The organism is Lunatimonas salinarum (assembly GCF_017811155.1).
In the GTDB taxonomy this organism is placed as follows: Bacteria; Bacteroidota; Bacteroidia; order Cytophagales; family Cyclobacteriaceae; genus Lunatimonas; species Lunatimonas salinarum.
The window spans coordinates 453,318-478,587 of sequence record NZ_JACVCV010000001.1; the positions used below are offsets into that span (position 1 = coordinate 453,318).

Below are 25,270 nucleotides of genomic sequence, written 5' to 3' on the forward strand. Positions count from 1 at the left end.
GACAATACAATCATTAAACCGTTCCTCAGGAATTTTTTCCGATTTATTTCCAAATTTATTGGCAAATCACTATGAATTACAAATGGAAGAACCTACCTTAGAAGGTATAAAATAAACTCACACGCTGTAATACATGACGCAGGGCAGAGTGCAATCGACGTAGAGGAAGATCGTTTACTACCGGTATACCCGACCCCATGAATGCCCAGATGCGGTCATTTTACCACAATAAAACCAATGATAGCCATATGAAAAAGCTGGTCTATGTTTTCTTATTTGCCTTGAGTTATTCTGCCTATGCTCAGGATGTCATCAACATGAGCAACAATCCTGAAAAACCAGGCTCTATCTATCAGGAACACGATGCATACCAGCTCGACGAGACGTTTACCGATGTGGTGACAATGACAGAATTGAAACTTGCTGACCCAATGACCATGCCCATTGCGGTACCGCCATTGGGAAACTATTTGAATATAAAAATGAAGAAACTGATCGTGCCGGATGACCCGCGGCTGCCCGCTTTTGAATCCAACGGTAAAGTGCGAATAAATGAAGACGCTAGGTACTCGGAAAAAACCTTTTACCTTGTATTGCCAGACCCCTCAGCCCGTGTCGAGAGAGACCTCGATTAAACAACTCATTCTTAAGATTTTCCCGCTGTAGTTTCCAGCGTTACTGAATTTTTATCCATTCTCTCAAAGGGAATGGATTTCCTTTCTCACAGCGGTTTGATTTTCATTTTTTAAAAAATTAGGTTCTGTCAGCACCCAGATTGCCTAAGAGCTGTGGAATTTTTTTTTAAATTGACACAAGATGACTAACCGCTCCGATTGAGGTGTTTGCGTGCGGCTGAATTAGGTAGTATATTCGGGCGATCCATTCAATCGAAAACCCATTTTTATGGAGCCCCTTAAGATCGCAACGGTACAGTTTGAAAACAAGAGCGCAGACAAGGCTTATAACCTAGGAATCATCGAACACTTTGCTTCACAAGCTTCCCGACTCGGTGCCCATGCGGTAGCTTTTCACGAGTGCTCGGTCACGGGCTATACCTTTGCCCGGCATTTGTCCAAAGAAGCACTACTGGAGATTGCGGAACCCATACCTGATGGCCCCAGTATACAAAGGCTAAGGGGTATCGCAGATGCTAACAACTTAGCGGTCCTCGCAGGGCTTTTTGAACGGGAGAATGACCGTATTTACAAGGCTTACGTTTGTGTGGACAAAACAGGAGTAATTGCGAAGTTCCGGAAATTACATCCCTTTATCAATCCGCACATTGAACCGGGGAATAGCTATTGTGTCTTTGAGCTAAACGGATGGAAATGTGGGATACTGATCTGTTACGACAACAATATCATAGAACATGTGCGTGCTACCAACCTGCTTGGCGCTGATGTACTCTTCATGCCACATGTGACCATGTGTACGCCTTCCTCACGCCCAGGTGCTGGGTTTGTGGATCCCCGCCTTTGGGAAAACCGAGAAAAAGACCCTACCAGTCTACGAGCTGAATTTGACGGGCTGAAGGGTCGCACGTGGCTGATGAAATGGCTTCCTGCGAGGGCCTACGACAATGCCATGTATGTGATCTTTTCCAATCCCATCGGGATGGATGACGATCAGCTCAAAAACGGCTGCAGTATGATTTTAGACCCGTTTGGGGACATCCTTGCAGAATGCCGAAAGCTGGACGATGACGTTGTCGTAGCTACCCTCACACCGGAAAAACTAACCCAGGCTGGGGGATACCGGTACAAAAAGGCACGTAGGCCTGAATTATACGGAGAGATCATTTCACGGAAACACCGATCGGAACAAAAAGTCGCTTGGCTCTCCAACAACTAAACCAGACGAACTAATGCAGCTACCAGAATGTTTTTACCGGGTCAGCGTAAAGGCCCTTGTAATGGAAGGTGAGAACCGCTTTTTGCTTGTAAGGGAAGACAATGGCTTTTGGGAACTACCGGGTGGAGGGCTCGATTTCGGGGAAGATCCTGAGCAAGGACTTCGGCGTGAAGTATCCGAAGAAATGGGTTTGGAGATTGCCTTCCTTGCCGAGCATCCTAGTTATTTTTTCACTACAATCAACCACAAAGGCATTTACATTGCCAACGTCGTTTACCTAGCCAGGTTCGAACACCTAATGTTTACACCCACACCTGAATGTGTAGAGGTAGCATTTTTTACCCCTGACGAAGTATTGGCTGCCAAGAACATGTACCCTAACGTAACCGAGTTTGCGAAGATTTTTCGTACCGGTAGTAGGTAAGTTGTTTTAGCCTATCTTCATTGTGGCTTTATCAGATTCCACTATTCCAGAAGCTCTTTGGGGCAACTCTCCTGAGGCGAGCTCCCCTCAAAACGCCTTTTTAGGCTGGCTATCTTGATACGATGAGTCCTTTGAAGTACTATTGGATAAAAATTAAAGATAAAATTTATCATCGTTGTCAAAAAAGCTACCAAGTAGTGGCTCTTTATGAGGATAAGCCCCACTACAAGTTGTATCGACACCCATGCCGCCAAGTGTCCAAATTCCGATTGCCTTGTTTGAAATTCAAAGTTTGATAAACCGGATTTTGTGCCGTCAAAAAACCTAAGCCGGTTACTCCTTTTGCCCCAAAACAACAAAAGTAGCATTTTCCGGAAATAACCGATTTTCAGTACGAGACCTAGATCCATTATTAACCGTTCATTTTTCACCCGGTAATAACTTTCACCTAACAATCTACTAGTTGCATAAACAAACCCTGGAAAAGCGAATATTCCGGTGATAAACAAATTTACTAAAACGGCGAAGAAAACTTGGATCGCCAAAGGAACCTGAGTTGGGCTTAGCAACCACAAAGTCATTACCAATTCAAAAGCCCTATAGGCCAAGAATATTGCGATAAGTGGAAAAAGGATCTTCTTTGCCATAATTTCGAGATGATCTACGAGCGATACAACCCAACAGACCCTTTGTAGTAAGTACGCTAACACGCAAAACGAATTTATAAAGGACTGACTGCTATCCGAATACGCTGCTCTATGAGATACACCAAAAGGACTTGCCTTACAATGCACGCCCACCTTCAAAATTCAACCACCTTTTAACAATCAGCACTAATTCTGATGCCCTAGTATCGACTTCCAATCAAACAGAGAATTAAAAGTACCCCTATCCATCAAATCAATTTTTCCGAAGGCCTCGAAACTGGGAGAAATACAAAGCAACATGTCATTGCATAAACGTTGATTAGAGGCCAACTTGCGCCGTAAAAGCTGGATACGAAAATCACAACGCTTGATCTCTGTCATTAATTGCTTGATTTCTTTTTCTCGCTTGATACGCAAAAAGGGGCTGGCGGAACAATAAGTATCTCCTTTAAATCTATGAATTGACAGCAATAGCCTAGATATCAGGGCATTTTCGGCGTTAATTTCCTTCTCAATCCCTTCGTTTAGTTTAGCTAAGCGCTTGATTTGGGCAATTTTTTCCAGAGGCATAACAACAAGTAACGTTACGAAAGGTAATTTAAGCAAATAATTCCTTTGATCACAAGGAAAAAGGATTCAACCTAATGACTCAAAGACTAGTAGTGCATCGGAAAAAGCCTTATTCCCATTACTATCATTCGATACAATCCAAACGTTAATCGAACAGGATTAGTATACCAGTCAAGACAAGAGGAATATTGGCAAATCTAGCATCAAGTAGCCAACACATACACCGGGACAACTATCAAACACGCAGGACTGCACTCCAATAAACTGAGACCGGTAGTGACTCAGAAAAAACAATTATAGACACATGAAATCGAGCGCGAAGCAAGCGACACACAGAGGGACGACTGTAATTCGTGCGAGATTCCATCTGATCGCTTAAGAACAAATTAAAAACAGATGAAATCGAGCATGACGCAAGCGACACACACTGGGATGACTATCCGCCATGCGAGATTCCATGTGACCGCTGAAAAACAATTATACACACATGAAATCGAGCACGACGCAAGCGACACACGGAGGAACGATTGTAATACGTGCGAGATTCCATCTGACCGCTTAAAGACAAATTATAAACAGATGAAATAAATGGCTCCGGTCAATTCCTTTGTTCCTTAAATGACCAGCCAACTGTCAGGCTACTTTTGATTAAAGACAGAACATTTTCGCGAAGGGAACTACCTCCCTTGGTATCCCAACGTTTTCATCATACTTTCATGGGTCTGTTCAGGCGCAAACAGCCAATGCTTCACGCTGCCATCTGTGTCTCTATCGATAATCACGTGCTTGGGCGCCGGAATAAGGCAATGCTGTATGCCACCGTACCCTCCGAGAGACTCCTGATATGCCCCGGTGTGAAAAAAACCAATGTACTGTTTTTTACCTTCTTCCACCTTCGGAAGATAAATATTGAACTGGTGTGCCTCCGAGTTGTAATAATCCATGCTGTCACAGGTCAGACCGCCCAGATTGATGTTGTGATATTCCTCGTTCCAGTTATTAACCGCCAGCATGATGTATTTCTGATTGAGCCCCCAACTGTCCGGCAACTGGGTAATAAAGGAGCCATCTATCATGTACCAAAGTTCCTTGTCATTTTGAAGCTTCTCGGCCAATACACTATAGAGCACGGCACCACTCTCGCCAACGGTGTAACTGCCAAATTCCGTGAATATGTGGGGCTCTACGGTGTTATTCTTCGCACACATCCATTTGATGTTTTTCACAATTTGATCCGCCATATATTGGTAATCGTAATCAAAAAACACATTGGTCTTGATAGGCCAGCCCCCTCCTACATCCATGGTATCCAATTCCGGCGCAATTCTTTTCAGCTCTACGTATTTTTGGATAAAACGGGTCAACTCGGACCAATAATAAGCTGTGTCGCGTATTCCGGAATTGATGAAAAAATGCAACAGCTTAAGCGATACCTTCGGATTATCTTTGATTTTTTCCTCGTAAAGCCGCACTATGTCGTTATACCTAACGCCCAAGCGAGAGGTATAAAACCCAAACTTAGGCTCTTCGTCTGCAGCGATTCGAATACCCACCTGGAAAGGGACATTCACGTGCTCCAAGTAATAATCGATTTCCGTAAGGTTATCCAATACGGGTATACAGTTCACAAAACCGTCGTTTAACAACTCGGAGATATATTGCTTGTACAGGTCACGCTTAAACCCATTACATACGATGTATGTCTGCTTGGTAATCTTGCCCTCTGCATAGAGACTTCTCACCAGCGGAATATCAAAAGTAGAACTAGTCTCAATGTGAATATTATTTTTCAGCGCCTCGTGAACAACAAAACTGAAATGCGATGACTTGGTACAGTAGCAGTAGGTATAAGAACCCTTATAGTCATGCGCCTGAATGGCGTTGTTAAAATACGTTTTGGCATTTTGAATGTTCTCAGAAATCTTTGGAAGATAGGTCAATTTCAGAGGGGTACCATATTCCTGAATAATATCCATCAGATCCACCCCATTAAATTTCAACTGATTGTTTTCTACGGTAAATTCTTTGGTGGGGAAATCAAACGTTTGCTTAATGAGATCGATGTATTGGTTCATGTACTTTGGCTGTTACGAAGTGAAAGTCAATTGAAGAATCAAAATTTGCACATATTATTGAAATTTCAAACCGAATGCCAACCATTTCGATATTTCCGCGCCGCTTATTTCACCATAGGGCTTCACCATAACAAAAAACCACGGCTACATACGCCGTGGTCTTCATCTACAAATTTCAACGATTCCGCATTTAAAACAACTGCTTGTACAAAAGCTCATTTTCTTGCTCATGCTTTCGCTGTATCGATATTACCTTGTGTAGGATTTTTTTAAAATGCATTTCTCTTTCTAACACTGAAAATATCAGTTCTAGAAACGAACGCACTTCCTGCCTAGCCTCTGCTTTGAAACGAAGGGTAAAATTCCGATAAGTATGGTTACTTCGTATGTGCGCCACAGGACTCCTGTATAAGTCGCACAACCCCCTAAGGATCCCGTACAAAGATTGAAAACGTTCGGATAACTCAAAAGTAACCTCCGAAAAGTCACCCCTTTCCGCGGCTTGCCGACCAACTAGCCGAACACCTTGCCGTTCCAGCGCCTCACCGGCAGACAATACTTCGCGTTCTACTTCTTCACGGTTCAAGTAAACCTCTGAATTTAAGGAAGTCGCATTATGTTCCATCGAGTTTGCCAAGTGTCTTAACATCTTTAAGTATAGGTAATAGTACTGAATTTCTGAATAGTTTGTTTCAATTAACAACGCAAAGTTATGAAATATTTTTTCTTTTATATTCTTTCCCTATAGAATTTATAGACTATTTAGTTAAAAATCTGTAGATGAACCTATTAATTTTCAAAAACAAAATGATATTCCTCTAAAAACCCATGAAAATATCGCTAAAAAAGATCCTTGATCACTTGCTGCGCTGCATGGAATCCACACATACCGTGCACCCCACCCCCTGGAGGAGTAGAGGAAGAACATATGTAGATTCCTTTGGCAGAGGTACGATAAGGGGAAACACGCAAGGCAGGCCTCGTGAAGATCTGGGTGATGTCCTGCACTCCTGCATTGATATCCCCTCCCACGTAGTTGGGGTTATACGACTCCAAGTCCACGCTGTTCATCGAATGGCTGCCAAGCACCAGATCCTTAAAGCCTGGTGCGTATTTTTCAATTTGATTTTCGATAATACCTGACATATCCCTCGTGGATCCGGCAGGTACGTGACAGTATGCCCAAGCGGTATGCTTGCCTTTCGGCGCGCGCAAATCGTCTACTAAGCTCTGTTGCGCTACCAAGACGTAAGGGTTTTCGGTATATCCTCCTTTCCATATAATGGATTCACTGTACGCTATTTCCTCTAAAGTGCCTCCAAGATGTACCGTACCCGCCAACCGAGCTTCCTCCGATTTCCAGGGAATTGCCCCGTCCAAGGCAAAATCCATTTTAAATACCCCGACACCGTATTTATACCGGCCCAATTGCCATTTATAGGTGTTCGAAAAACGGTCGCCCGCAATCTGTAGTAGCTGCCGGGGACTCACATCAAAGAGGACGGCTCTTGAAGGGGGCAATTCATCTATGGAGTGTATCATATGACCTGTGCGAATCTCTCCTCCCAACGATTGGAAATACGCACCCAATGCGTTCGCAAGGGATTGGGATCCGCCCTTGATTACGGGCCAGCCAACATGGTGCCCGGCCGTTAACAACACGAGGGCTATAGCGGAAGTGGCAAGGTTGGTTAATGGCTGAATACCGTGTGCTGCCATACCAGCCCATAGCGCACGTGTTGATTCTTCTCGAAAGGTTTTGGAAAGAAAATTGGCCGGCTGAAGTGCCTTCAAACCAAAAGAAGCCAATGCCAAAGGATTTTTTGGAAACCGCAACGGCCCCAAAAAATCACCTGAAAGCTCGGCCCATTTGTCGCGTATGGGGCCAATAAGCGAAAGGTATCGCTGCTTATCCCGTCCAAGCCGCTCCGCAGTTTGTTCCAAGGAATGCAGCAACACCGCTGCATCGGCCCCCTCCGGAAATGGGTGGGCAGCCAAGACTTCCGGGTGAAGAAACTCCAGGCCAAACTTTTGCAGCGGTAGGGTCTTGAAATACGGTGCGGCTGCAGCCATCGGATGAATAGCGGAACAGACGTCATGATGATAACCTGGAAGGGTGAGCTCCATAGTCCGCATCCCCCCTCCTATGGTCTCCTTGCCTTCTACCAGCAGTACTTGAAGCCCTTTCGATTGCAACACAATTGCCGCAGCAAGTCCATTCGGACCCGAACCGACAACTACCGCGTCATAAGCATGTTTACCCATCCTACTTCTTGATTTGTTTAATTTGCCTCACGCATCCCCCGATACCGAAGACGGTGGGATGATCCTCAAACTTCCTTGGCATCCATTTGTTTTCTATCTCCCAAACACCTTCGGGACCTGCCTTTACTTCACCTCAAAAGGCATCTCAACCCTAATTTTATCCCAACTCAGGGCTATGACCCCATGCTTGGGACCTCTTTCTTCTACCGCATAATTCAGTCGCTGCATGGTATCTTCCAAAGGAATAGGCTCGACCGTGACCCGTACAAGGTCCTCTGACTGGGAGTACTCTTCTGCTAGGTGCTGATCATACCGCTCGTTGATAATCAGTTCCCACTTTTCCCGACCGGGAATGGTAAAAAACGCATAGGTTCCTGCCGGAATATCGGCACCGTTTACGACGACATCGTTGGAAAAAGTCACTGCCGTAGCCCAATGGGATCCGCTTACCCAAACCTGGTCATAGGACACGAGACCGTTCCAAATAACCCTGCCTCGAACACCTGGCGATCCATGGTTGATGGTGACGGTGGTGTTACCGACCCTGCCATGAACCTCTAGCCTTGCACTTCCCCGCTCTGTATCTTCTCTCAACCCTCGGTTTACACTATCCGCATACCCCACCAATTCCGTCAAGTGCTCTTTTTCTAACCGGCTAAGTTCTTCGGCCGGAGTTGTTGCAGATTCCTCGTCGGTGTCAGTCTGCATCCGCTCCCCGCCACAGGCAATCACCGTAGAAAAAACAATAAGGAGGACGAGCCTCCACCCAGCTAGTAGACTTTTCATTTTTTTGTTTGTTTTTCAATTATTTCTTCCTTACAAAAGTAAGGAAATTGAAAGAATTCTTGCAGCTATTGCCTGCTTTTTGATGGGAGTTGTCCTAATACAGGAAATCCTTGTCTTTATATCTAGGGCGGGGATAAGTATAAAAACCTTCACCGGACTTTTCACCTAGTTTGCCCTGTTCGATGTATCTTCCCAACAGATCCGCAAACGCCTGCGTGTATTTGTCGGGATTGTTGTTGGTCACGTGCCACGCGGTGTCCAAACCGATCTGATCCAGAATACCAAAAGGCCCTATCCCCATGTGAAAATTGACCATCCAGGACCTGTCAATATCCTCCACTTCAGCCACACCCCGGGTCAACAGCTTGCCGGCCGCATGGATACATGACATCAACATGGTATTGAAAAGGTAGCCCGGATATTCCTTTCTCACCACCACCGGCACTTGATTCAGGGATCTTCCAAATACTTCCAGTACGGGTATCACCGATCGATCCGTTTTTGGATGCGGCATGATATCCACAAGGCGTGCATGAAACACGTCATGAAAGTGCAATGCACAAAATAACGAAGGCCTACCGGAACTACTTGCAAGCTGCGATGGGAGCAAAAAAGACGTATTGGTTGTAAACAGTGTTTTGGAAGGGGCCACCTCTCCGAGTTCCTCCCAAACACGTTTTTTTACAGCCAGATTTTCTGTTACACTCTCACTCACAAGATCCGCATCCGCAATGGCTTCCGCTAGATGCGGCAAAAATTGGATGGAGGCCAATGCAACTTCCGGGTTCTCCGGCAAGGCCACCTTTAGCTTGATTAGCTGCCCCAAGAGCTTTTGCATCAAGTTAATGGATCGATCCAATGCCTTTGTGTCCACATCATAGACATGAACCCTGTACCCTGAGAGTGCACATTGCATCGCAATTCTACTACCCAATGTACCTGCCCCAACGATACATACTTTCCGTATTTCCATGTGCGTAAGTTAGGTCACTGCTATACGGTAAAGCCACCGTCCACCGTAAGCACGGCACCCGTTGTATAGCCTGATGCTTCCGAGGCAAGGTATAATGCGGCAGCACCAATCTCCTCCGCCGTCCCTATGCGCTTGATCGGTAGCCGCTCCATCATCTTATCCCAGATGACCTGATTACCCCAGAGTGCCTCGGAAAATTTAGTCTTAATCAATCCGGGACAGATCGCGTTCACCCGAATTTGATGACCACCCCACTCCTTTCCGTAAGCCTTGGTTAAAGAAATTAACGCCGCCTTACTAACGCTGTAGATCCCGAGTCCCTCTTCGGGAGATAAGCCTCCTATAGAACTAATGTTAATTACAGATGCTGTGGTAGATTCGATCAAGTAGGGAAAACACAGGTTCATCAACTGAAACGGTGCCCTGACATTGACATTCATAATCTTGTCAAAGGCCTCCAACGAGGTTTCGTGTACGAGACCAAAGACCGGGTTCGTCGCTGCATTATTCACCAATATATCAAGTTGCCCGTACCGTTCCACCGTACTGTCCACCAAGTGCTGCAAGGCCTCGGGGTCACCTACATTACAGGCTATCCCAACAACCTCGTACCCTTTGTTAGTCAATTCTTCGGCTGCCTCGTCCAGTGCCTCCTGCTTTCGGCTGCTTATGACGACTTTTGCACCTGCAGCGGCGAAAATCTCCGCAGTGGCCAAGCCGATACCCTTACTGGCACCCGTGATAATAGCCACTTTGTCGGAGAGTGAAAATAAGTTTGACAGATCCATTTTTCTGATTATTAGTTGACATAACAAAGAATCCAAATTACGGACTTGCTGTCTCAATGGCTAAGAAAATCGGAAATAGTTCCGAATAATCCTTCCTAGCAACCAAGCAAACTACTATCTACCAATAACTTATGCAATTCCACAAACCATGAGCCGGAGCTGCCCAAATCTGTTTAGGTAAGAGGATCAGGTACCGCAAAACGTTTGGTAACCCATCTCCCATTCCGCTGCCGGTACAGACTGATAGGGCCTTAGTGACCGGTCTAGGTTGTAGGGATTCTGGACCACTTCCAACAGCCGATACAATGGGCGAATGTCTCCATTTACCGCCTGATCCAGCACCTCCTCCACTAGGTGATTTCGGGGTATCACTTGGGGATTATAGGGCCTCATTAACTGCTGAACTTGCTCCAAGGATCGGCCGTCAGTTACTACCCGCTTAGTCCAACGCATCCACCAATCCTGAAACTTGGGATGTAAAAATCCGGACTGCTCCTCCGACTCGAAATCTCCCTGCAAAAAAAGGAAAGCATGGGTATAATCCAACTTCAATTCAGACAGCACATCCAGTAGATCGGAAATGAGTTCCCTGTCGGTTTCTCTTTTGGCACCGAGTCCAAGTTTCTCTCCCATCATTTGCTCGTAGCGTTCCTGGTACCTATCCGTAAACGAATATACCGCTTCTTTGGCCAGGGTGATGGCGGTCTCCTTATTTTCATGGATTAAAGGCAGCAACGAACTGGCTAGACAAGACAGGTTCCATAAGGCCACCTTGGGTTGATTTCCAAAGGCGTACCTCCCTTGCGTGTCAATGGAACTGAAGACCGTCTCAGAATGGTAGGCGTTTACAAATGCACAGGGGCCATAATCGATCGTCTCTCCGGCTATACTCATGTTGTCGGTATTCATCACTCCATGGATAAAGCCCACGCGCATCCATTGGGCAATCAAAGCCGCTTGTTGGTTAACCACTTCCTTAAAAAAAGCGAGGGCAGGAAAAGCGTCTCCGGCAACATGTGGATAGTGCCTTTTGATGGTGTAATCCATCAAGGCCTTCAAGTTTTCCGTGCCTAAATACTGTGCGGCATACTCAAAAGTCCCTACGCGTATATGGCTCTTGGCCACGCGGGTAAGCACCGCCCCGGCCTGTACCCGTTCGCGGTATACGGGTTCTCCGGTGCTCACCACTGCCAGCGAACGGGTAGAAGGAATCCCCAAACCATGCATGGCTTCAGAAATCAAAAATTCACGTAACATGGATTTAAGCGTAGCGCGACCATCTCCCCTTCGGGAAAAAGGCGTACGGCCCGATCCTTTTAGCTGAAGGTCCCAAAGTGTTTCGTCCGGCGCTTCCTGTTCACCTAACAGCACCGCCCTGCCGTCACCCAACATGGTGAAATTGCCAAATTGGTGACCTGCGTACGCCTGCGCAATTGCCATACTGTCTGGTGGCAAACTATTTCCTGCAAATAACCGGGCCAGCTGCTTTTCGTCCGAATCCTCGAAATCCAGTCCCAAAGAGTCAGCCAATGGTTCATTTAACAGCACCATGCCGGGGTCCGCTACCGACTGAGGCTTTTGATTGGCGAAGAATTTCTCAGGTAGAGACGTATAGGTGTGCCGGAGGTTCCAGCCTTTGCCTATGGGAGATTTTGGCATAATTTCCATGGAAGTTCGTTAGCAATTCAAGTAATGCTAACAAAAGCACGGTACCGATAATTCCGCTACGCCTACTAAGCGTAGATACTTTTCTGCCTATTCCTTTTATGGAAGGGTCTTTGAATACCCTCGCCGGCATATAGCCATCGGCAACCTTGCGCGTCATCGAATATTCTCTAGATAAAACGATTTAAGAATGTAATTTAGCTGTTCAAACTCGATCAAAAATGCGTCGTGTCCATAGATGGAACGTATTTCGCGATAGTTTCCACTCGGCACATGCCTACTTATAAAGCGGGATTCCTCACTGGTAAAAAGCACATCCGAGTCCACCCCTACGGCCAAAACCTTGCAGGGAATTTCGGAAAGCGCCTTTACGGTACCGCCTCTACCTCTACCTACGTCGTGGCTATCCATGGCTTTGCTCAGCACCCAGTAAGAAAGGGCATTGAATCTATTGGCCAGTTTCTTACCTTGATAACGCAAGTAACTGCTGATTTTAAAATTATCCCGCTTTTCCTCGGTTTCACTTTGGCTTTGGATAAAAGTCTGCGGGTGCCGATAGCTCAACATACCTATGGCCCTAGCCGCTTCCAACCCACGCTTTCCCGCATCAGGGCTCTTTTGTCCCCAGGTGCTGTCAGATTCGATGGACATCCGCTGTGACTCGTTAAATCCAATGATCCATGGAGAGGCTTTTGCATTAGAGGCGACGATTACTGCATGCTTTAACCTATCCTTCAAGGTGTAGGCCCATTCCAAAGCGACCTGTCCGCCCAAGGAACCACCTATAAGGGTATCTATTTTCACAATACCGAGATGAATCCGCAACTTGTCAAAGGCAGCAGCTAAATCCCGGGTAGTAAGCTGCGGGAAATCATAATAGTACGGCTCTCCGGTGGCGGGGTTTATACTTAAAGGCTGCGTAGATCCATAGCAGGAACCCAGCAGGTTAGCGCATACAATGAAATGGTTGGTGGGATTAAAAAATTTATCTTCCCCAATCAGCCCAGACCACCATTCGTGGGCATTTGCGTCGCCTGTAAGCGCGTGCAAAACCCAAACCACATTGTCCTGCTTGGGAGAAAGATGACCTTGCGTGGTATAACTTAGTTGGAACTGGGGGAATTTCTCCCCCGATTCCAACGTAAGCCCTTCTTCACAACTGAAAATTTCTTGGGTCATTTCACTGATTATGTACGGATGCGCAACGTTCATTAGTCTTATTTCAGGCTGTCAAAGGCAGCTTGGAGGTCTTCTTTCAGGTCTTCAATATGCTCGATTCCAAGAGAGATTCGAAGCAAGGTAGGCGTTACACCAGCAGCCAGTTGTTCCTTATCGGTCAACTGCTGATGGGTGGTAGCTGAGGGCTGTATTATCAGCGTTTTTGCATCACCTACATTGGCTAGGTGCGAAATCAGCTTCAGGTTATTGATGAATGTGGATGCGGTTTCCTTTTCTCCTTCAATCTCAAAACTCAATACGCCACCAAACCCGTGCTCCAAGTATTTCTTGGCTTCTTTATGGTAGGGGCTAGAAGGCAGACCGGGATAATTCACCTTTTTCACCGAAGGATGGCTTTCCAGCCACTTGGCAAGCTCCAAGGCATTATCTACCGTACGCTGTACCCGTAGCGATAAGGTTTCCAATCCCTGCAGCAATAAGAAAGAGTTAAATGGGCTTAAGGCTGGCCCAAAGTCACGTAGTCCTTCCACACGTACCCGAATAGCGAAAGCAATATTGGGCAGACCGAGCGGATTGTCTATGCCAAATACGTTGGAAAAAACCAGTCCGTGGTATCCATCTGAAGGTTCCGAGAATTGAGGAAACTTGCCGTTGCCCCAATCATAATTCCCCCCATCCACGATGATGCCACCGATAGATGTTCCGTGGCCTCCAATCCACTTAGTGGCCGACGAGGTCACCACATTCGCTCCATGCTTGATAGGCTGGCAAAGAAATCCACCAGCACCAAAAGTGTTGTCTACCACTAGTGGAATATCGTATTTTTTTGCAACGGCAGCTACTGCCTCAAAATCAGGAATATTAAATTCGGGATTGCCGATAGTCTCCACGTATATGGCCTTGGTCTGATCGTTGATCTCTGCTTCGACGTCAGCTGCTTTATCCGACTTGGCAAAGCGGGCCTCTATGCCCAAACGCTTGAAGGCGACTTTAAACTGATTGTAAGTGCCACCATACAGAAAGGGGGATGTAACAAAATTATCACCAACGGTCAGAAAATTGTTAAGCGCAAGAAATTGGGCAGACTGACCCGAGGCCGTAGCTACTGCTGCTACGCCTCCTTCCAATGCGGCAAGACGCTTCTCGAAAACATCCGTAGTCGGGTTCATGATCCGGGTGTAGATATTCCCAAATTCCTTCAGTGCAAAGAGGTTTGCACCGTGTTCTGCGGAATTAAAGACGTAAGAGGTTGTCTGGTAAATGGGTACAGCCCTGGAGTTGGTGGTTGGATCTACCTCTTGGCCAGCATGAAGCTGCAATGTTTCGAAACGATACTGTTTTGACATGTTTTTTGAGAGTTTAGGTTTATTATTTTGCCCATGAAGATACTGAATTTACCGATAGCTCTCCTGCTGAAAATACCAAGCAGGCTAAAAGCCATGGATACGCCGATGACACATGATGCCAACGTTCCATAAGTGGTCAGAATACAATGGGAAATACAGTTTTTCGGGAGGAATCTTTTTCATATTTAGATTTTATATCCCCGGGGATCAAAACGATTTCCCGGCAGGAATTGGCACCTTGGACTTTCCAGGTTGCCAGAGGATCATCGAGCCTGTCTCTCACCTCTTCTCTATAAATCCAGATACGCTAAAAGTAAAAGGACGCTGCAAAGTAAATCGGTATACCCAAAAATTACAACATTTCAGGAGAATAATTTTCAAGTAAACGAAACCTTTTCCCAAAAAACCAGTGCTATAGAAAGAACCTAAAACCGCGTATCCATTGAAGCAGGCTTTAGCCGTTTTTCTTCTGATTCTCTCGCACAGCTTGGTAGCCCAAGAATCGGCAATCCGCTTGGGTGCGGAGATCCAATACGGGTTTATCATACCACACGCTGCCGACCTTGTCCCAATTTCACAGAGCAACCCATTCGGTATACGCTTGGGGTATGATCGGATTCGAATGGACAAAAGAAGCTGGGAGGCTTGTAACTGCTTTCATTACCTTGGGGTACAACTATCCCACTACCAGTTTGGTAATCCTGCGGTATTGGGCCATGGAACAACCCTGTCCACCTCCTTTGAACCAATTCTGATTCGTTCGAACCGATGGCAGGCCTCGCTTTCCACCGGATTGGGAATCAGTTACCTCAATCGCGTTTACAACGAAGTCTCCAATCCGGAAAACACCTTTTTTTCCGCACCCCTAAGCTTTCTGCTGGTTGTCACGCCTCGAATACAGTATTCCCTGAACGAACGCTGGTTGGCCAGTTTATCCCTGAATTACAACCACATATCCAATGGCGGACAGCGGCAACCAAACCGAGGCATGAACTTTCCAACGCTTGGACTAGGACTTCAGTATTTCATTCAATCCATCGAATTCCCAGACCACGAGTCCTCTGAATTTGAGGATAGATGGCAGCCCTACATCGAACTGGCAGGAACGATGAAAAACGAGCCAACTTCAAACAGCCGCAGCCCCGCTGCAGGCATTTCACTGGGCGCTTACCGGCAAGTGACCAATATCAATGCCTTTGGCGGGGGATGGGAAGCCACCTATGACCGCAGCCTGTACCCTGACACGGAGAGTAGCGATCTGCTAAGCCACGGCGTATACATTGCACACCATTTTCTTTTTGGAAAATTTGACTTTAGCCAACGAATGGCACTTTACTTAAAAAAGCCTGAAAATTATGAACCGGGCAAATCATTTTTTCAACGTTATGCGTTACTATATCGATTAAACGAGCATTGGCAGGGGGGAGCTTCGATGAAAGTGCATGGTCATGTAGCCGAAAATATTGAATTCAGAATAGGATATCTGTTTTAAAAGAAAACTATATTGCACAGCCAACCTATTAAGCCAATAAAGCGAAACGTATCAAAAATCGGTTGGCACGTTGCCCGCACAAATAAAACGTTGCTGGCCTTTCCAATTTATCAAATTAACTATATCTTCTATGCGTAAAGTATCTTCAATTATTTTTCTGGCTTTGAGCCTGACGTTTAGCCAGGCCTTTGGGTCATCCAACCTCCACTTTAATACAGCCCCTCTACCAATAGACAGCCTTAAAGCTCCAAACGATTGGTTTCTAATGGATCCAACAGACGACGGGGTCATAGGTACCGGAGCTCAGAAGGCATATGAACTGCTAAAGGATAAGCAACCCAAACAAACCGTGATCGTGGCGGTGATCGACTCCGGTGTGGACATTGAACACGAAGACCTAAAGGGCAAAATTTGGGTCAACAAAGGAGAAATTCCAGGCAACGGCATCGATGACGACAAAAACGGCTACGTGGATGATGTCCACGGATGGAATTTTATCGGCGGAAAAGACGGGTCTCACATAGCCGAGGATTCCCACGAACTTACCCGGGAATATGTTAGGCTGAAAGCCATCTACGAAGGATTAACGGAAGAGGATATCAAAAAGAAACAACAAAAAGAGTTTGCTTACTGGCAGCGGGTAGAAAAGAATTTCGATACAGACAGATCAGAGGCAGAAATGAATTACGAATTCTTCCAAAACATGGAGAAGATGTTTGTTCAGGCTGCTGATATCGTTAAGGAGCACCTCAATGCGGACGACTTTGGAGCAGACGAACTTGCCCAGATAGCATCGGATGACACCAAGGTGAAAAGTTCCGTTGGCATGCTTAGCCAAGTGTTCAATAATATCAGGGACAGTGACATGAGCGTCAACGAGGTAATCTCTGAACTTGCAGAAGCAAAGGCCCATTTTGAAACCCAAGTCAACTACGCTTACAACCCGGAGTTTAACCCAAGAGATATCGTGGGTGATGATCCCGAAGATTACAAGGACCGCGATTATGGGAACAATGACCCTACCGGTCCGGATTCCAGTCACGGAACCCATGTAGCGGGCATCATTGCTGCCGATCGTAACAACGAATTGGGAATCCGGGGAATTGCCGAACATGTGCTGATTATGCCCATCCGAGCAGTACCGGAAGGCGACGAACGCGACAAAGACATTGCCAATGCCATCTATTATGCAGTGGACAACGGCGCACACATTATCAATATGAGCTTTGGAAAATCCTACTCTCCCGGAAAAAAAGCTGTTGACAAGGCGGTAAAGTATGCCGAACGTAAGGGGGTAGTCCTGATTCACGCCGCAGGTAACAGCTCCAAAGAGACAACGCCTACCAACAATTATCCCAATCGCTACTACGAAAAGAAAGGAGAAGCCTCCAATTGGCTGGAAATCGGTGCCTCTTCTTGGCAGGCTGACGAGGACCTGCCTGCGAGCTTTTCCAACTTTAGCAGTACCGGCGTGGATCTCTTCGCACCGGGGGTGGATATCTACTCTACCATGCCTGGAGGGGAATACAAAAACAACAGTGGAACCAGCATGGCAGCTCCTACCGTGGCCGGTGTTACCGCGTTGATTTTAGCCTATTTTCCTGATTTGAAACCCGAACAAATTCGCCAGATTCTAAAGAGTACCGTACACGATGAACGCTCCACGAAGGTAAACAAGCCTGGAGCGGAAGAAATGGTGTCGTTTGGCGAACTTAGTCAAACCGGAGGCGTGGTTAATGCATACGGTGCCTTGCGAATGGCCGAATCCATGACCAAATAACCCATGCAGCTTCCAATCTACCTGGATCATAATGCCACTACCCCTTGCGACCCGGAAGTTTTGGAGGCCATGCTGCCGTTTTTTGTAGAGCAGTTTGGAAATGCGTCAAGCAAACACCACCCTTATGGGTGGCTGGCAGAGGATGCTGTAGAACACGCCAGGGAACAGACCGCCCTACTGATCGGTGCCAAACCTACCGAAATCTACTTTACCAGCGGTGCTACGGAAGCCATTAATTTAGGTATCCGTGGCATCATGTTGGCCAAAGAGAGGCCCGCGGGAAAAAATCACATCGTCACAGTTGCCACAGAACATGCCGCGGTACTCGATACCGTCAAGGCGTTAGAACAGGAGGGATTTACAGCCACTTACTTGCCTGTAAAAAAAGATGGCTTGGTCGATCTAAATGAGGTGGCGGCTGCCCTAACGGAAAAAACGGCACTTCTGTCGGTAATGACCGCCAACAACGAAACCGGCGTCGTGCAACCATTACAGGAAATAGGGGAATTGGCCCGCAAGCGCGGAGTTCTATATATGACCGATGCCGTGCAGGCGGTAGGAAAAATCCCAATAAAGGTGACAGACATGCCCGTAGACCTGCTAGCGCTTTCTGCCCATAAATTTTATGGTCCCAAAGGCATAGGAGCACTCTACGTCCGAAAAGGCAAACCAACTTTCGCGCTTTTCCCTTTACTGACAGGAGGTGGCCACGAAAGAGGCTTGCGAAGCGGCACGCTCAATGTTCCGGGCATAGTAGGTCTGGGCAAGGCCTGTGAAGTAGCAGGTCGGCTTATCGATAACGAAACGCGTCGCCTCAGTAACCTACGGGATACCCTGGAATCGGCCATACTAAAGCTTCCTGGAACCCAAGTAAATGGGAATCTGCAAAGACGGCTACCGCACGTTACCAACATTTCGTTTGACGGAGTACCCGCCAAAGAGTGGCTTATTGCATTGAACCAAAAAATTGCCGTTAGCTCAGGCTCTGCCTGCAGCAGCATCACCGAACGCGCTTCCCACGTGCTTCGGGCCATGGGCATTTCCGAAGAGCGAGGGCAAGCCAGCGTACGCTTTGGATTGGGAAGATCCACCACGGAGGCAGACATTGCAATTGCCGTGCAGCATATCTCCTCTACCTTACAAAAACTTCAACGAAACCCCGTATAGCTATGGAGCTTCCAAAAAAAGACTTCACGCACCTAGACCAACATACAGGAAATCCTACGATGGTAGACGTTGGCACCAAAGCAGCGACTAAACGGATTGCAACCGCCGTTTGCGAGGTAGTGCTCGGCCGCGATATCATGCAACGACTGCTGGAAGAAAAGGACATTGTCACAAAAAAGGGCCCGGTGTTTCAAACGGCCATAATAGCTGGAACCATGGGAGCCAAAAAAACAGCAGAGCTCATCCCCTTATGCCACCCCCTCGCCTTGGAAAAAATCAAGATTGAAATTGATCCGATATCAGAAACCAGCATACAGATACGCTGTACAGCCTCGCTCACGGGCAAGACCGGGGTGGAGATGGAAGCCATGACCGGTGCATCCGTGGCAGCGCTGACAATTTACGATATGTGCAAGGGATTTTCGCACGATATCCTGATCCGTGAACTCAGGTTAGTGGAAAAAAAGGGGGGTAAGAGTGACTTCAGGCGTGACTAGCCCCCTTAACGGATTGGTGTTGATAGGAGGTAAAAGCTCCCGAATGGGCAAAGATAAAAGCCTTCTCTGCTATCAGGGCACCATCCCCCAACGCGAGTACCTTTTAAGTCTGCTGGCGCCAATCTGCCAATCTACGTACCTATCCTGCAATCAACACCAACTCGCCCAGATTAGTCAACCTGAAGCAGTAATTGTGGATCGCTTTCAGGAAAGCGGCCCGATGGGAGCTATTTTATCTGCATTTGGACACCGTGCAGACTGCGCATGGCTGGTTGTGGCTTGTGACCTACCTATGCTGTCGGTTACTTTTCTAGAGTGCCTGGTAGCTGCTAGAAACACAAAAAAACAAGCCACCGCATTTCGCAAACAGCACGCAAGGCTTCCCGAACCTCTCTGCACCATCTACGAACCTAGCAGTTACCAAACGCTTCAAAATGAATTTGATCGAGGTAATTTATCACCCGCCAAGGCTTTGCTAGCCATGGACGTGGCTTGGCAGGAATTGAAAGATGACGACATATTAATGAATGTCAATAATCCACAAGAGCATATAGAAGCACTGGCAAAAATAGGGAGGCATCTAAAATAATCGCCGTATATTTGGCTCTATGTTAGATTTTGAACGAAAAGGAACCATCGTTGTCACTTGCTTTGACCGATTTTCCCCCTATCTGGAGCAGGAAATAATCAACTTGGGCTATACCCCAACCGAAACCTACCGAACGCGGGTTACTCTGACAGGAAGCTTGCTTGATTGCATCATCCTCAATATGCACTTGCGCACCGCTAGTAACGTACTGTTCAAACTGATTGAATTCCCCTTGCACCACATCAAAGACCTTTATGGCAAGGTAAAATCCATGCCCTGGGAAAACTATCTGTCCAAAGATGGTTACTTCTCGGTGAGCAGTACGGTCGATCACGAAACCGTGGACAATCCGTTATTTGCCAATGTGACGGTCAAAGACGCCATCGTAGACCGGTTTAGGGAAAAATTTGACGTTCGTCCGGATACCGGCGCCGACTTTAAAGGGGCCGTAATACAGCTTTTCTGGAAAAATGACCACGCATCCATTTACCTCAACACCTCCGGAGAAACCTTGGTCAAACACGGGTATCGAATGGTTCCCGGCAAAGCCCCAATGATGGAAGCCTTAGCTGCAGCCACCATCCTGGCTTCCGGATGGGATCGTCAATCCCCCTTTATCAACCCTATGTGTGGTGCCGGGACAGTGGCCATCGAAGCCCTTCTGATTGCTACAGACCGATTTCCTGGCATTTACAGGGATCATTATGCTTTTCAACACCTACTTGGTTACGAAGAGAAAACCTACAGGCAGCTGAAGAAGCAACTTTATTTGAAAATCAAAGAGGTGCCGGTAACCATCGTTGCTTCAGACATCAGCGAGCGGGCCATTACAGCATCCCGCATGAACGCAGAAACGGCCGGCGTGGAGGACCTCATTACATTCGAAACCTGTGACTTCGCCGATACTAGTATCCCGGAGGGAGGGAAAGGTGCCGTTTTTCTAAACCCGGAATATGGGCAACGTTTGGGAGAAATGGAAGAATTGGAGGGCACGTACAAACGCATCGGAGACTTTCTCAAACAGCGGTGCGGGGGGTATGCCGGATTGGTGTTTACCGGCAACATGGATTTGGGGAAAAAAATCGGCCTTAAGCCGAAACGCAAAATCCCCTTCTACAATGGAACACTGGATTGCCGCCTATTGCATTTTGAATTGTACGAGGGCACCCGTAGAAAGACCTTTTTGAATTCAGAAAGTAATTGACAGGCTGGTTTGGAGACCCTACTCTGCCTGTCCATGACGAATGAACTTACGCCAGCCACCGCAAATACGTGCATGTGAATCGATTTTATGCATCAAAAGAAACCTTACCTTTGTTTCACTAACCCGCAAAAAAATGACGCTTACACATAGGTGCACCCAATTCTTTGTATGTTTCCTGTTGCTTTCGCCTTTATGGGCACAAGAAAGTGAAGAATGGGATATTTCAAATCCTCCTGGAAACTGGGATTTCAATGAGGTCAACTTTAGCACCGACGAGGGCACGTGGATGAATCTCGACGTAAGCCCTGATGGAACGACCATTGTTTTTGACCTAATGGGTGACATCTATTCCCTGCCGATTACGGGTGGAAAAGCCAAGCCATTGCGTACTGGATTAGCCTTTGAGATTCAGCCCCGCTATAGCTTTAACGGAGAATGGATCTCCTTTACCTCCGACGCAGGAGGCGGCGACAATATTTGGGTGATGAAAAAGGACGGCAGCGAAGCCAAACAAGTCACTAAGGAATCGTTTCGCCTGCTCAATAACGCCACTTGGATGCCCGATGGCAATTACTTGGTAGCTCGCAAGCACTTTACTTCTGGACGCTCCCTAGGGGCCGGCGAAATGTGGCAGTACCACATCACGGGGGGACCAGGCTTGCAGCTAACCAAGCGAAAAAACGACCAGCAAGACGTCAATGAACCAAGTGTGTCAACAGATGGTAGGTACTTGTATTTCAGTGAAGACATGGCTCCCGGTGGGGCCTTTGAATACAACCGAGACGCAAACAATCAGATTTACGTCATCAAACGGTATGATTTCGAAACCGGCGAAACCATTACGTTGACTGGAGGTCCGGGGGGAGCTGCAAGACCACAGGTGTCGCCGGATGGAAAAAAGCTGGCGTTTATCAAGCGTGTGCGTACAAAAACAGTCCTATACCTACACGACTTGGAAACAGGTGAAGAATGGCCGGTTTTTGACGGACTGAACAAAGATCAACAAACAGCTTGGGCTATCTTCGGTGTATATCCCGGTTTTGGCTGGATGCCGGATAGCCAAGACATCGTGGTATGGGCCAAGGGACATTTGCAACGGATCAACACCCAAACTTTGGCGCATTCCCCTATCCCTTTCCGCGTAGATGCCGCCATCAAGGTTGCCAAACGCGTTTACCACACTCACCCCATTGAGCGGGACGTGTTTGATGCCAAAATGATAAAACATGCGGTAACCTCTCCCGATGGCAGCACATTGGCTTTTACAGCCCTTGGATATATCTGGACCAAGCAGCTTCCCAATGGAAAACCAAAGAGACTGACCACCGGTAGCGACTTTGAAGCGGAACCACAATTTTCACCGGATGGAAAAAAGGTGCTTTTTGTCACATGGAATGACCTAGAGAAAGGAACCATTTCCGAAGTCCGCCTCAACGATGGCCTTGTCAACCGTCTCACTGCTGAAAAGGGTATCTACCGAACCCCGGCATACGCGCCAGATGGTCGGCAGGTCGTGTACCGCAAGGAACCCGGAAACTTGGATCAAGGAAGGACATTTTCCAAAAATCCGGGCCTTTACCTCATGGATGCAAATGGCTCCGAACCGCGTCTGTTGACGCGAGAGGGTGCTAACCCCCAATTTACGGCAGACGGAAAACGGGTATTCTACCAAACCGGAGGCACCTTCTTTGGCAGCATCACCAAGGAGCTGAAAAGTATTGACCTCCATGGCCACGACGAGCGGACACATATCCGATCAAGCTATGGCAACCGACTGGTACCCAGCCCGGACAACAAATGGGTAGCCTTTATCCATTTACATAAAGCGTATGTGGCGCCGCTGGTGATGAATGGGCAACCCATAGACCTGGATAATCAGACAAAGTCGGTTCCCGTTGCCCAATTGACCAAAGACGCAGGGATCAACCTGCACTGGTCCAAAGACAGTCAGACGGTATTTTGGACGATGGGAGACCGTTACTACTCCAATAAATTGTCTGAACGCTTTGATTTTCTGTCAACGGAAAGTAACAAAAAAGCGCAGGAATCAGCGGGTATCCCCATCGGACTAACTGCACAAGTGGATCGTCCAAAAGGAAAAATCGCCTTCGAAGGTGGGCGCATTATCACCATGGAAGGAGACGAGGTCATTGAAAATGGAACCCTCGTGGTGGACGGCAATCAGATCCTAGCTGTGGGTCCTAGCTCATTGGTGAAGGTACCTTCGGACGCCAAAACCTACGATATGAGGGGCAAAACCATCCTGCCCGGCCTAGTAGATGCACACGCCCACGTGGGGGCTTTTCGGGAGGGGCTGACCGTGCAGCGAAACTGGCAACTGTACGCCAACCTAGCGTATGGAGTAACCACCTCTCACGACCCATCTGCCAATACCGAAACCGTCTTTACCCTATCTGAAATGGTTAAAAGCGGTGCGCTAGTAGGCCCTCGGATTTTCAGTACGGGATTTATACTGTATGGTGCCGATGGAGACTTCAAGGCGGTGATCAACAAGCTGGAAGATGCCCGTTCTTCCATACGTAGGACCAAGGCATTTGGCGCTACAGCCGTTAAGTCTTATAATCAACCCAGAAGGGACCAACGGCAACAGGTATTGCAAGCCGCGCGGGAATTGGGCGTAAATGTGGTTCCTGAAGGCGGTTCCACTTTCTTTCACAACATGACGATGGTAATAGACGGACACACCGGAATCGAACACAATATCCCAATTGCACCCGTTTACAAGGACGTTTTAGAGCTTTGGAGTCAGACCGAAGTAGGATATACGCCTACGCTGATTGTCAACTATGGAGGTATAAATGCAGAACGCTACTGGTACCATCAGACCAACGTGTGGGAAAACGAAAAACTATTACAGTTTACCCCAAGGGGAGCAGTAGATGCCCGATCGCGACACCGTATCATGGTCCCGGACGAGGAATACGAAAACAGCCACATACTCACCTCAAAAGCCGTCACCAAACTGGCTGAAAAAGGCGTAAAAGTCAATATGGGAGCCCACGGGCAATTGCAGGGATTGGGAGCGCACTGGGAACTCTGGAGTTTGGCCCAGGGTGGCATGAGTAACCACGAAGCCCTTAAAACGGCCACCATACACGCGGCCCAATACATCGGAATGGGCGAGGACATCGGATCCCTAAAAGCCGGTAAATTAGCCGATCTTATCATCATGGAAAAGAATCCCCTAGAGGTTATTCAAAACTCCGAATCCATCACACATACCATGGTCAATGGCAGGCTATATGATGCTGCCACCATGCACGAAATCGGAAACGAGCCACGTGAACGAGGGGCCTTTTACTGGGAAAACGGTCTTTTCCACGAGGCCTTTCCCTGGCACGAGCATATCCGCGGATTTACCCATAGTGGTTGCGGCTGCGGCCTGCAATAGGTACATTCAGGTCTCGCCCTTGACAGAAAAGGCCTGAGGCACGGATCGATAGACGCACCAGGATGTAACCATAGTTGGAAGAGCGTGAGGACAAAAAATAAGATAATGAAAAATGACCTGCCCCTGCGGTGGGAGGAATTCCAGCGGGTAGAAATGCGTGTGGGGACGGTGGTATCTGCGGAGGTTTTTCCGGAGGCCAGAAACCCGGCCTATAGACTTCAGATTGATTTTGGCCCCTGGGGCATCAAAAAATCTTCGGCGCAGATCACCGATCTGTACCATCCGCAGGATTTGATAGGCAAACAGGTAGTTGCCGTCGTCAACTTTGCCCCAAAACAAATAGCGAACATGCGCAGCGAGTGCCTTGTGTTGGGGGCGGTAGGAATGAATTCAGAAGTTTCCCTCTTGGGTGTGGATCGGGTGGTAGAAAATGGTACCCTGGTGGGGTAATCCAATAAACATACTATGCTGCTAAAGGCGTTCGGTAATCATTTGTATCTAACACAGGATAATCCTTCCCCAGCTCTTTCTTTGCGGCTTCGTCATGTTTGTGCGACATA

22 protein-coding genes and 1 riboswitch are annotated in these 25,270 nt (G+C 47.4%); of the genes, 11 read left to right on the forward strand and 11 right to left on the reverse strand.

The window, feature by feature from the left end; genetic code table 11:
• Positions 1-248: 248 nt before the first annotated feature.
• The 3 genes from IAQ59_RS01825 (at position 249) to IAQ59_RS01835 (ending at position 2,275) form a co-directional block, all read left to right on the forward strand.
• On the forward strand, positions 249-635 hold the full coding sequence (locus tag IAQ59_RS01825; RefSeq protein ID WP_209329043.1) for a hypothetical protein: 387 nt from the start codon (positions 249-251) through the stop codon (positions 633-635).
• A gap of 268 nt (positions 636-903) precedes the next feature.
• Positions 904-1,851, forward strand: coding sequence for a nitrilase family protein (locus IAQ59_RS01830; protein WP_209329044.1), 948 nt, complete (start codon positions 904-906; stop codon positions 1,849-1,851).
• Positions 1,852-1,864: 13 nt separating this feature from the next.
• Entirely contained in the window at positions 1,865-2,275 is a 411-nt protein-coding gene (locus IAQ59_RS01835) for an NUDIX domain-containing protein (protein ID WP_209329045.1), read from the forward strand.
• Positions 2,276-2,316: 41 nt separating this feature from the next.
• On the opposite strand, the gene IAQ59_RS22695 is transcribed toward IAQ59_RS01835, so the two are convergent.
• The 11 genes from IAQ59_RS22695 to IAQ59_RS01885 form a co-directional block, all read right to left on the reverse strand.
• Positions 2,317-2,922, reverse strand: coding sequence for a glycosyl-4,4'-diaponeurosporenoate acyltransferase CrtO family protein (locus IAQ59_RS22695; RefSeq protein ID WP_425342592.1), 606 nt, complete (start codon positions 2,920-2,922; stop codon positions 2,317-2,319).
• 186 nt (positions 2,923-3,108) lie between these two features.
• Positions 3,109-3,492 carry a hypothetical protein gene (locus tag IAQ59_RS01840; protein ID WP_209329046.1) on the reverse strand — a complete coding sequence of 128 codons (384 nt, stop codon included), beginning with the start codon at positions 3,490-3,492 and terminating at the stop codon, positions 3,109-3,111.
• A gap of 677 nt (positions 3,493-4,169) precedes the next feature.
• Positions 4,170-5,567 (reverse strand): arginine decarboxylase, encoded by a 1,398-nt coding sequence (locus IAQ59_RS01845; protein WP_209329047.1) that lies wholly within the window; start codon positions 5,565-5,567, stop codon positions 4,170-4,172.
• 190 nt (positions 5,568-5,757) lie between these two features.
• On the reverse strand, positions 5,758-6,192 hold the full coding sequence (locus IAQ59_RS01850) for a hypothetical protein (RefSeq protein WP_209329048.1): 435 nt from the start codon (positions 6,190-6,192) through the stop codon (positions 5,758-5,760).
• 215 nt (positions 6,193-6,407) lie between these two features.
• Positions 6,408-7,832 carry a phytoene desaturase family protein gene (locus IAQ59_RS01855; protein ID WP_209329049.1) on the reverse strand — a complete coding sequence of 475 codons (1,425 nt, stop codon included), beginning with the start codon at positions 7,830-7,832 and terminating at the stop codon, positions 6,408-6,410.
• Between the two features lie 123 nt (positions 7,833-7,955).
• Positions 7,956-8,618 carry a DUF2911 domain-containing protein gene (locus IAQ59_RS01860; protein ID WP_209329050.1) on the reverse strand — a complete coding sequence of 221 codons (663 nt, stop codon included), beginning with the start codon at positions 8,616-8,618 and terminating at the stop codon, positions 7,956-7,958.
• Positions 8,619-8,712: 94 nt separating this feature from the next.
• Positions 8,713-9,591, reverse strand: coding sequence for a 3-hydroxyacyl-CoA dehydrogenase NAD-binding domain-containing protein (locus tag IAQ59_RS01865; RefSeq protein ID WP_209329051.1), 879 nt, complete (start codon positions 9,589-9,591; stop codon positions 8,713-8,715).
• A 20-nt stretch (positions 9,592-9,611) separates the two neighbouring features.
• The gene (locus IAQ59_RS01870; protein WP_209329052.1) at positions 9,612-10,379 is read right to left on the reverse strand and encodes an SDR family NAD(P)-dependent oxidoreductase; all 768 of its coding nucleotides are present in this window, start codon (positions 10,377-10,379) and stop codon (positions 9,612-9,614) included.
• Between the two features lie 186 nt (positions 10,380-10,565).
• The gene (locus IAQ59_RS01875; RefSeq protein ID WP_245189362.1) at positions 10,566-12,047 is read right to left on the reverse strand and encodes a protein adenylyltransferase SelO; all 1,482 of its coding nucleotides are present in this window, start codon (positions 12,045-12,047) and stop codon (positions 10,566-10,568) included.
• Between the two features lie 153 nt (positions 12,048-12,200).
• Positions 12,201-13,256 (reverse strand): homoserine O-acetyltransferase family protein, encoded by a 1,056-nt coding sequence (locus IAQ59_RS01880; RefSeq protein WP_209329053.1) that lies wholly within the window; start codon positions 13,254-13,256, stop codon positions 12,201-12,203.
• 5 nt (positions 13,257-13,261) lie between these two features.
• Positions 13,262-14,569: an O-acetylhomoserine aminocarboxypropyltransferase/cysteine synthase family protein gene (locus tag IAQ59_RS01885; protein ID WP_209329054.1), complete on the reverse strand. Its 1,308-nt coding sequence runs from the start codon at positions 14,567-14,569 to the stop codon at positions 13,262-13,264.
• Between the two features lie 189 nt (positions 14,570-14,758).
• A riboswitch (SAM riboswitch) is annotated at positions 14,759-14,868 on the reverse strand.
• Between the two features lie 143 nt (positions 14,869-15,011).
• On the opposite strand from IAQ59_RS01885, the gene IAQ59_RS01890 reads away from it, so the two are divergent.
• The 8 genes from IAQ59_RS01890 (at position 15,012) to IAQ59_RS01925 (ending at position 25,160) form a co-directional block, all read left to right on the forward strand.
• Entirely contained in the window at positions 15,012-16,061 is a 1,050-nt protein-coding gene (locus IAQ59_RS01890; protein WP_245189363.1) for an acyloxyacyl hydrolase, read from the forward strand.
• Positions 16,062-16,191: 130 nt separating this feature from the next.
• Positions 16,192-17,841: a S8 family peptidase gene (locus IAQ59_RS01895; protein ID WP_209329055.1), complete on the forward strand. Its 1,650-nt coding sequence runs from the start codon at positions 16,192-16,194 to the stop codon at positions 17,839-17,841.
• 3 nt (positions 17,842-17,844) lie between these two features.
• Entirely contained in the window at positions 17,845-19,008 is a 1,164-nt protein-coding gene (locus IAQ59_RS01900) for a cysteine desulfurase family protein (protein ID WP_209329056.1), read from the forward strand.
• A 2-nt stretch (positions 19,009-19,010) separates the two neighbouring features.
• Positions 19,011-19,505, forward strand: coding sequence for a cyclic pyranopterin monophosphate synthase MoaC (gene moaC, locus IAQ59_RS01905; RefSeq protein ID WP_209329057.1), 495 nt, complete (start codon positions 19,011-19,013; stop codon positions 19,503-19,505).
• A 16-nt stretch (positions 19,506-19,521) separates the two neighbouring features.
• Positions 19,522-20,094 carry an NTP transferase domain-containing protein gene (locus IAQ59_RS01910; RefSeq protein ID WP_342450673.1) on the forward strand — a complete coding sequence of 191 codons (573 nt, stop codon included), beginning with the start codon at positions 19,522-19,524 and terminating at the stop codon, positions 20,092-20,094.
• Positions 20,095-20,113: 19 nt separating this feature from the next.
• Positions 20,114-21,298 carry a THUMP domain-containing class I SAM-dependent RNA methyltransferase gene (locus IAQ59_RS01915; RefSeq protein WP_209329059.1) on the forward strand — a complete coding sequence of 395 codons (1,185 nt, stop codon included), beginning with the start codon at positions 20,114-20,116 and terminating at the stop codon, positions 21,296-21,298.
• A gap of 133 nt (positions 21,299-21,431) precedes the next feature.
• Positions 21,432-24,710: an amidohydrolase family protein gene (locus IAQ59_RS01920; protein ID WP_209329060.1), complete on the forward strand. Its 3,279-nt coding sequence runs from the start codon at positions 21,432-21,434 to the stop codon at positions 24,708-24,710.
• A gap of 105 nt (positions 24,711-24,815) precedes the next feature.
• The gene (locus IAQ59_RS01925; protein ID WP_209329061.1) at positions 24,816-25,160 is read left to right on the forward strand and encodes a tRNA-binding protein; all 345 of its coding nucleotides are present in this window, start codon (positions 24,816-24,818) and stop codon (positions 25,158-25,160) included.
• The last annotated feature ends 110 nt before the right edge of the window (positions 25,161-25,270 follow it).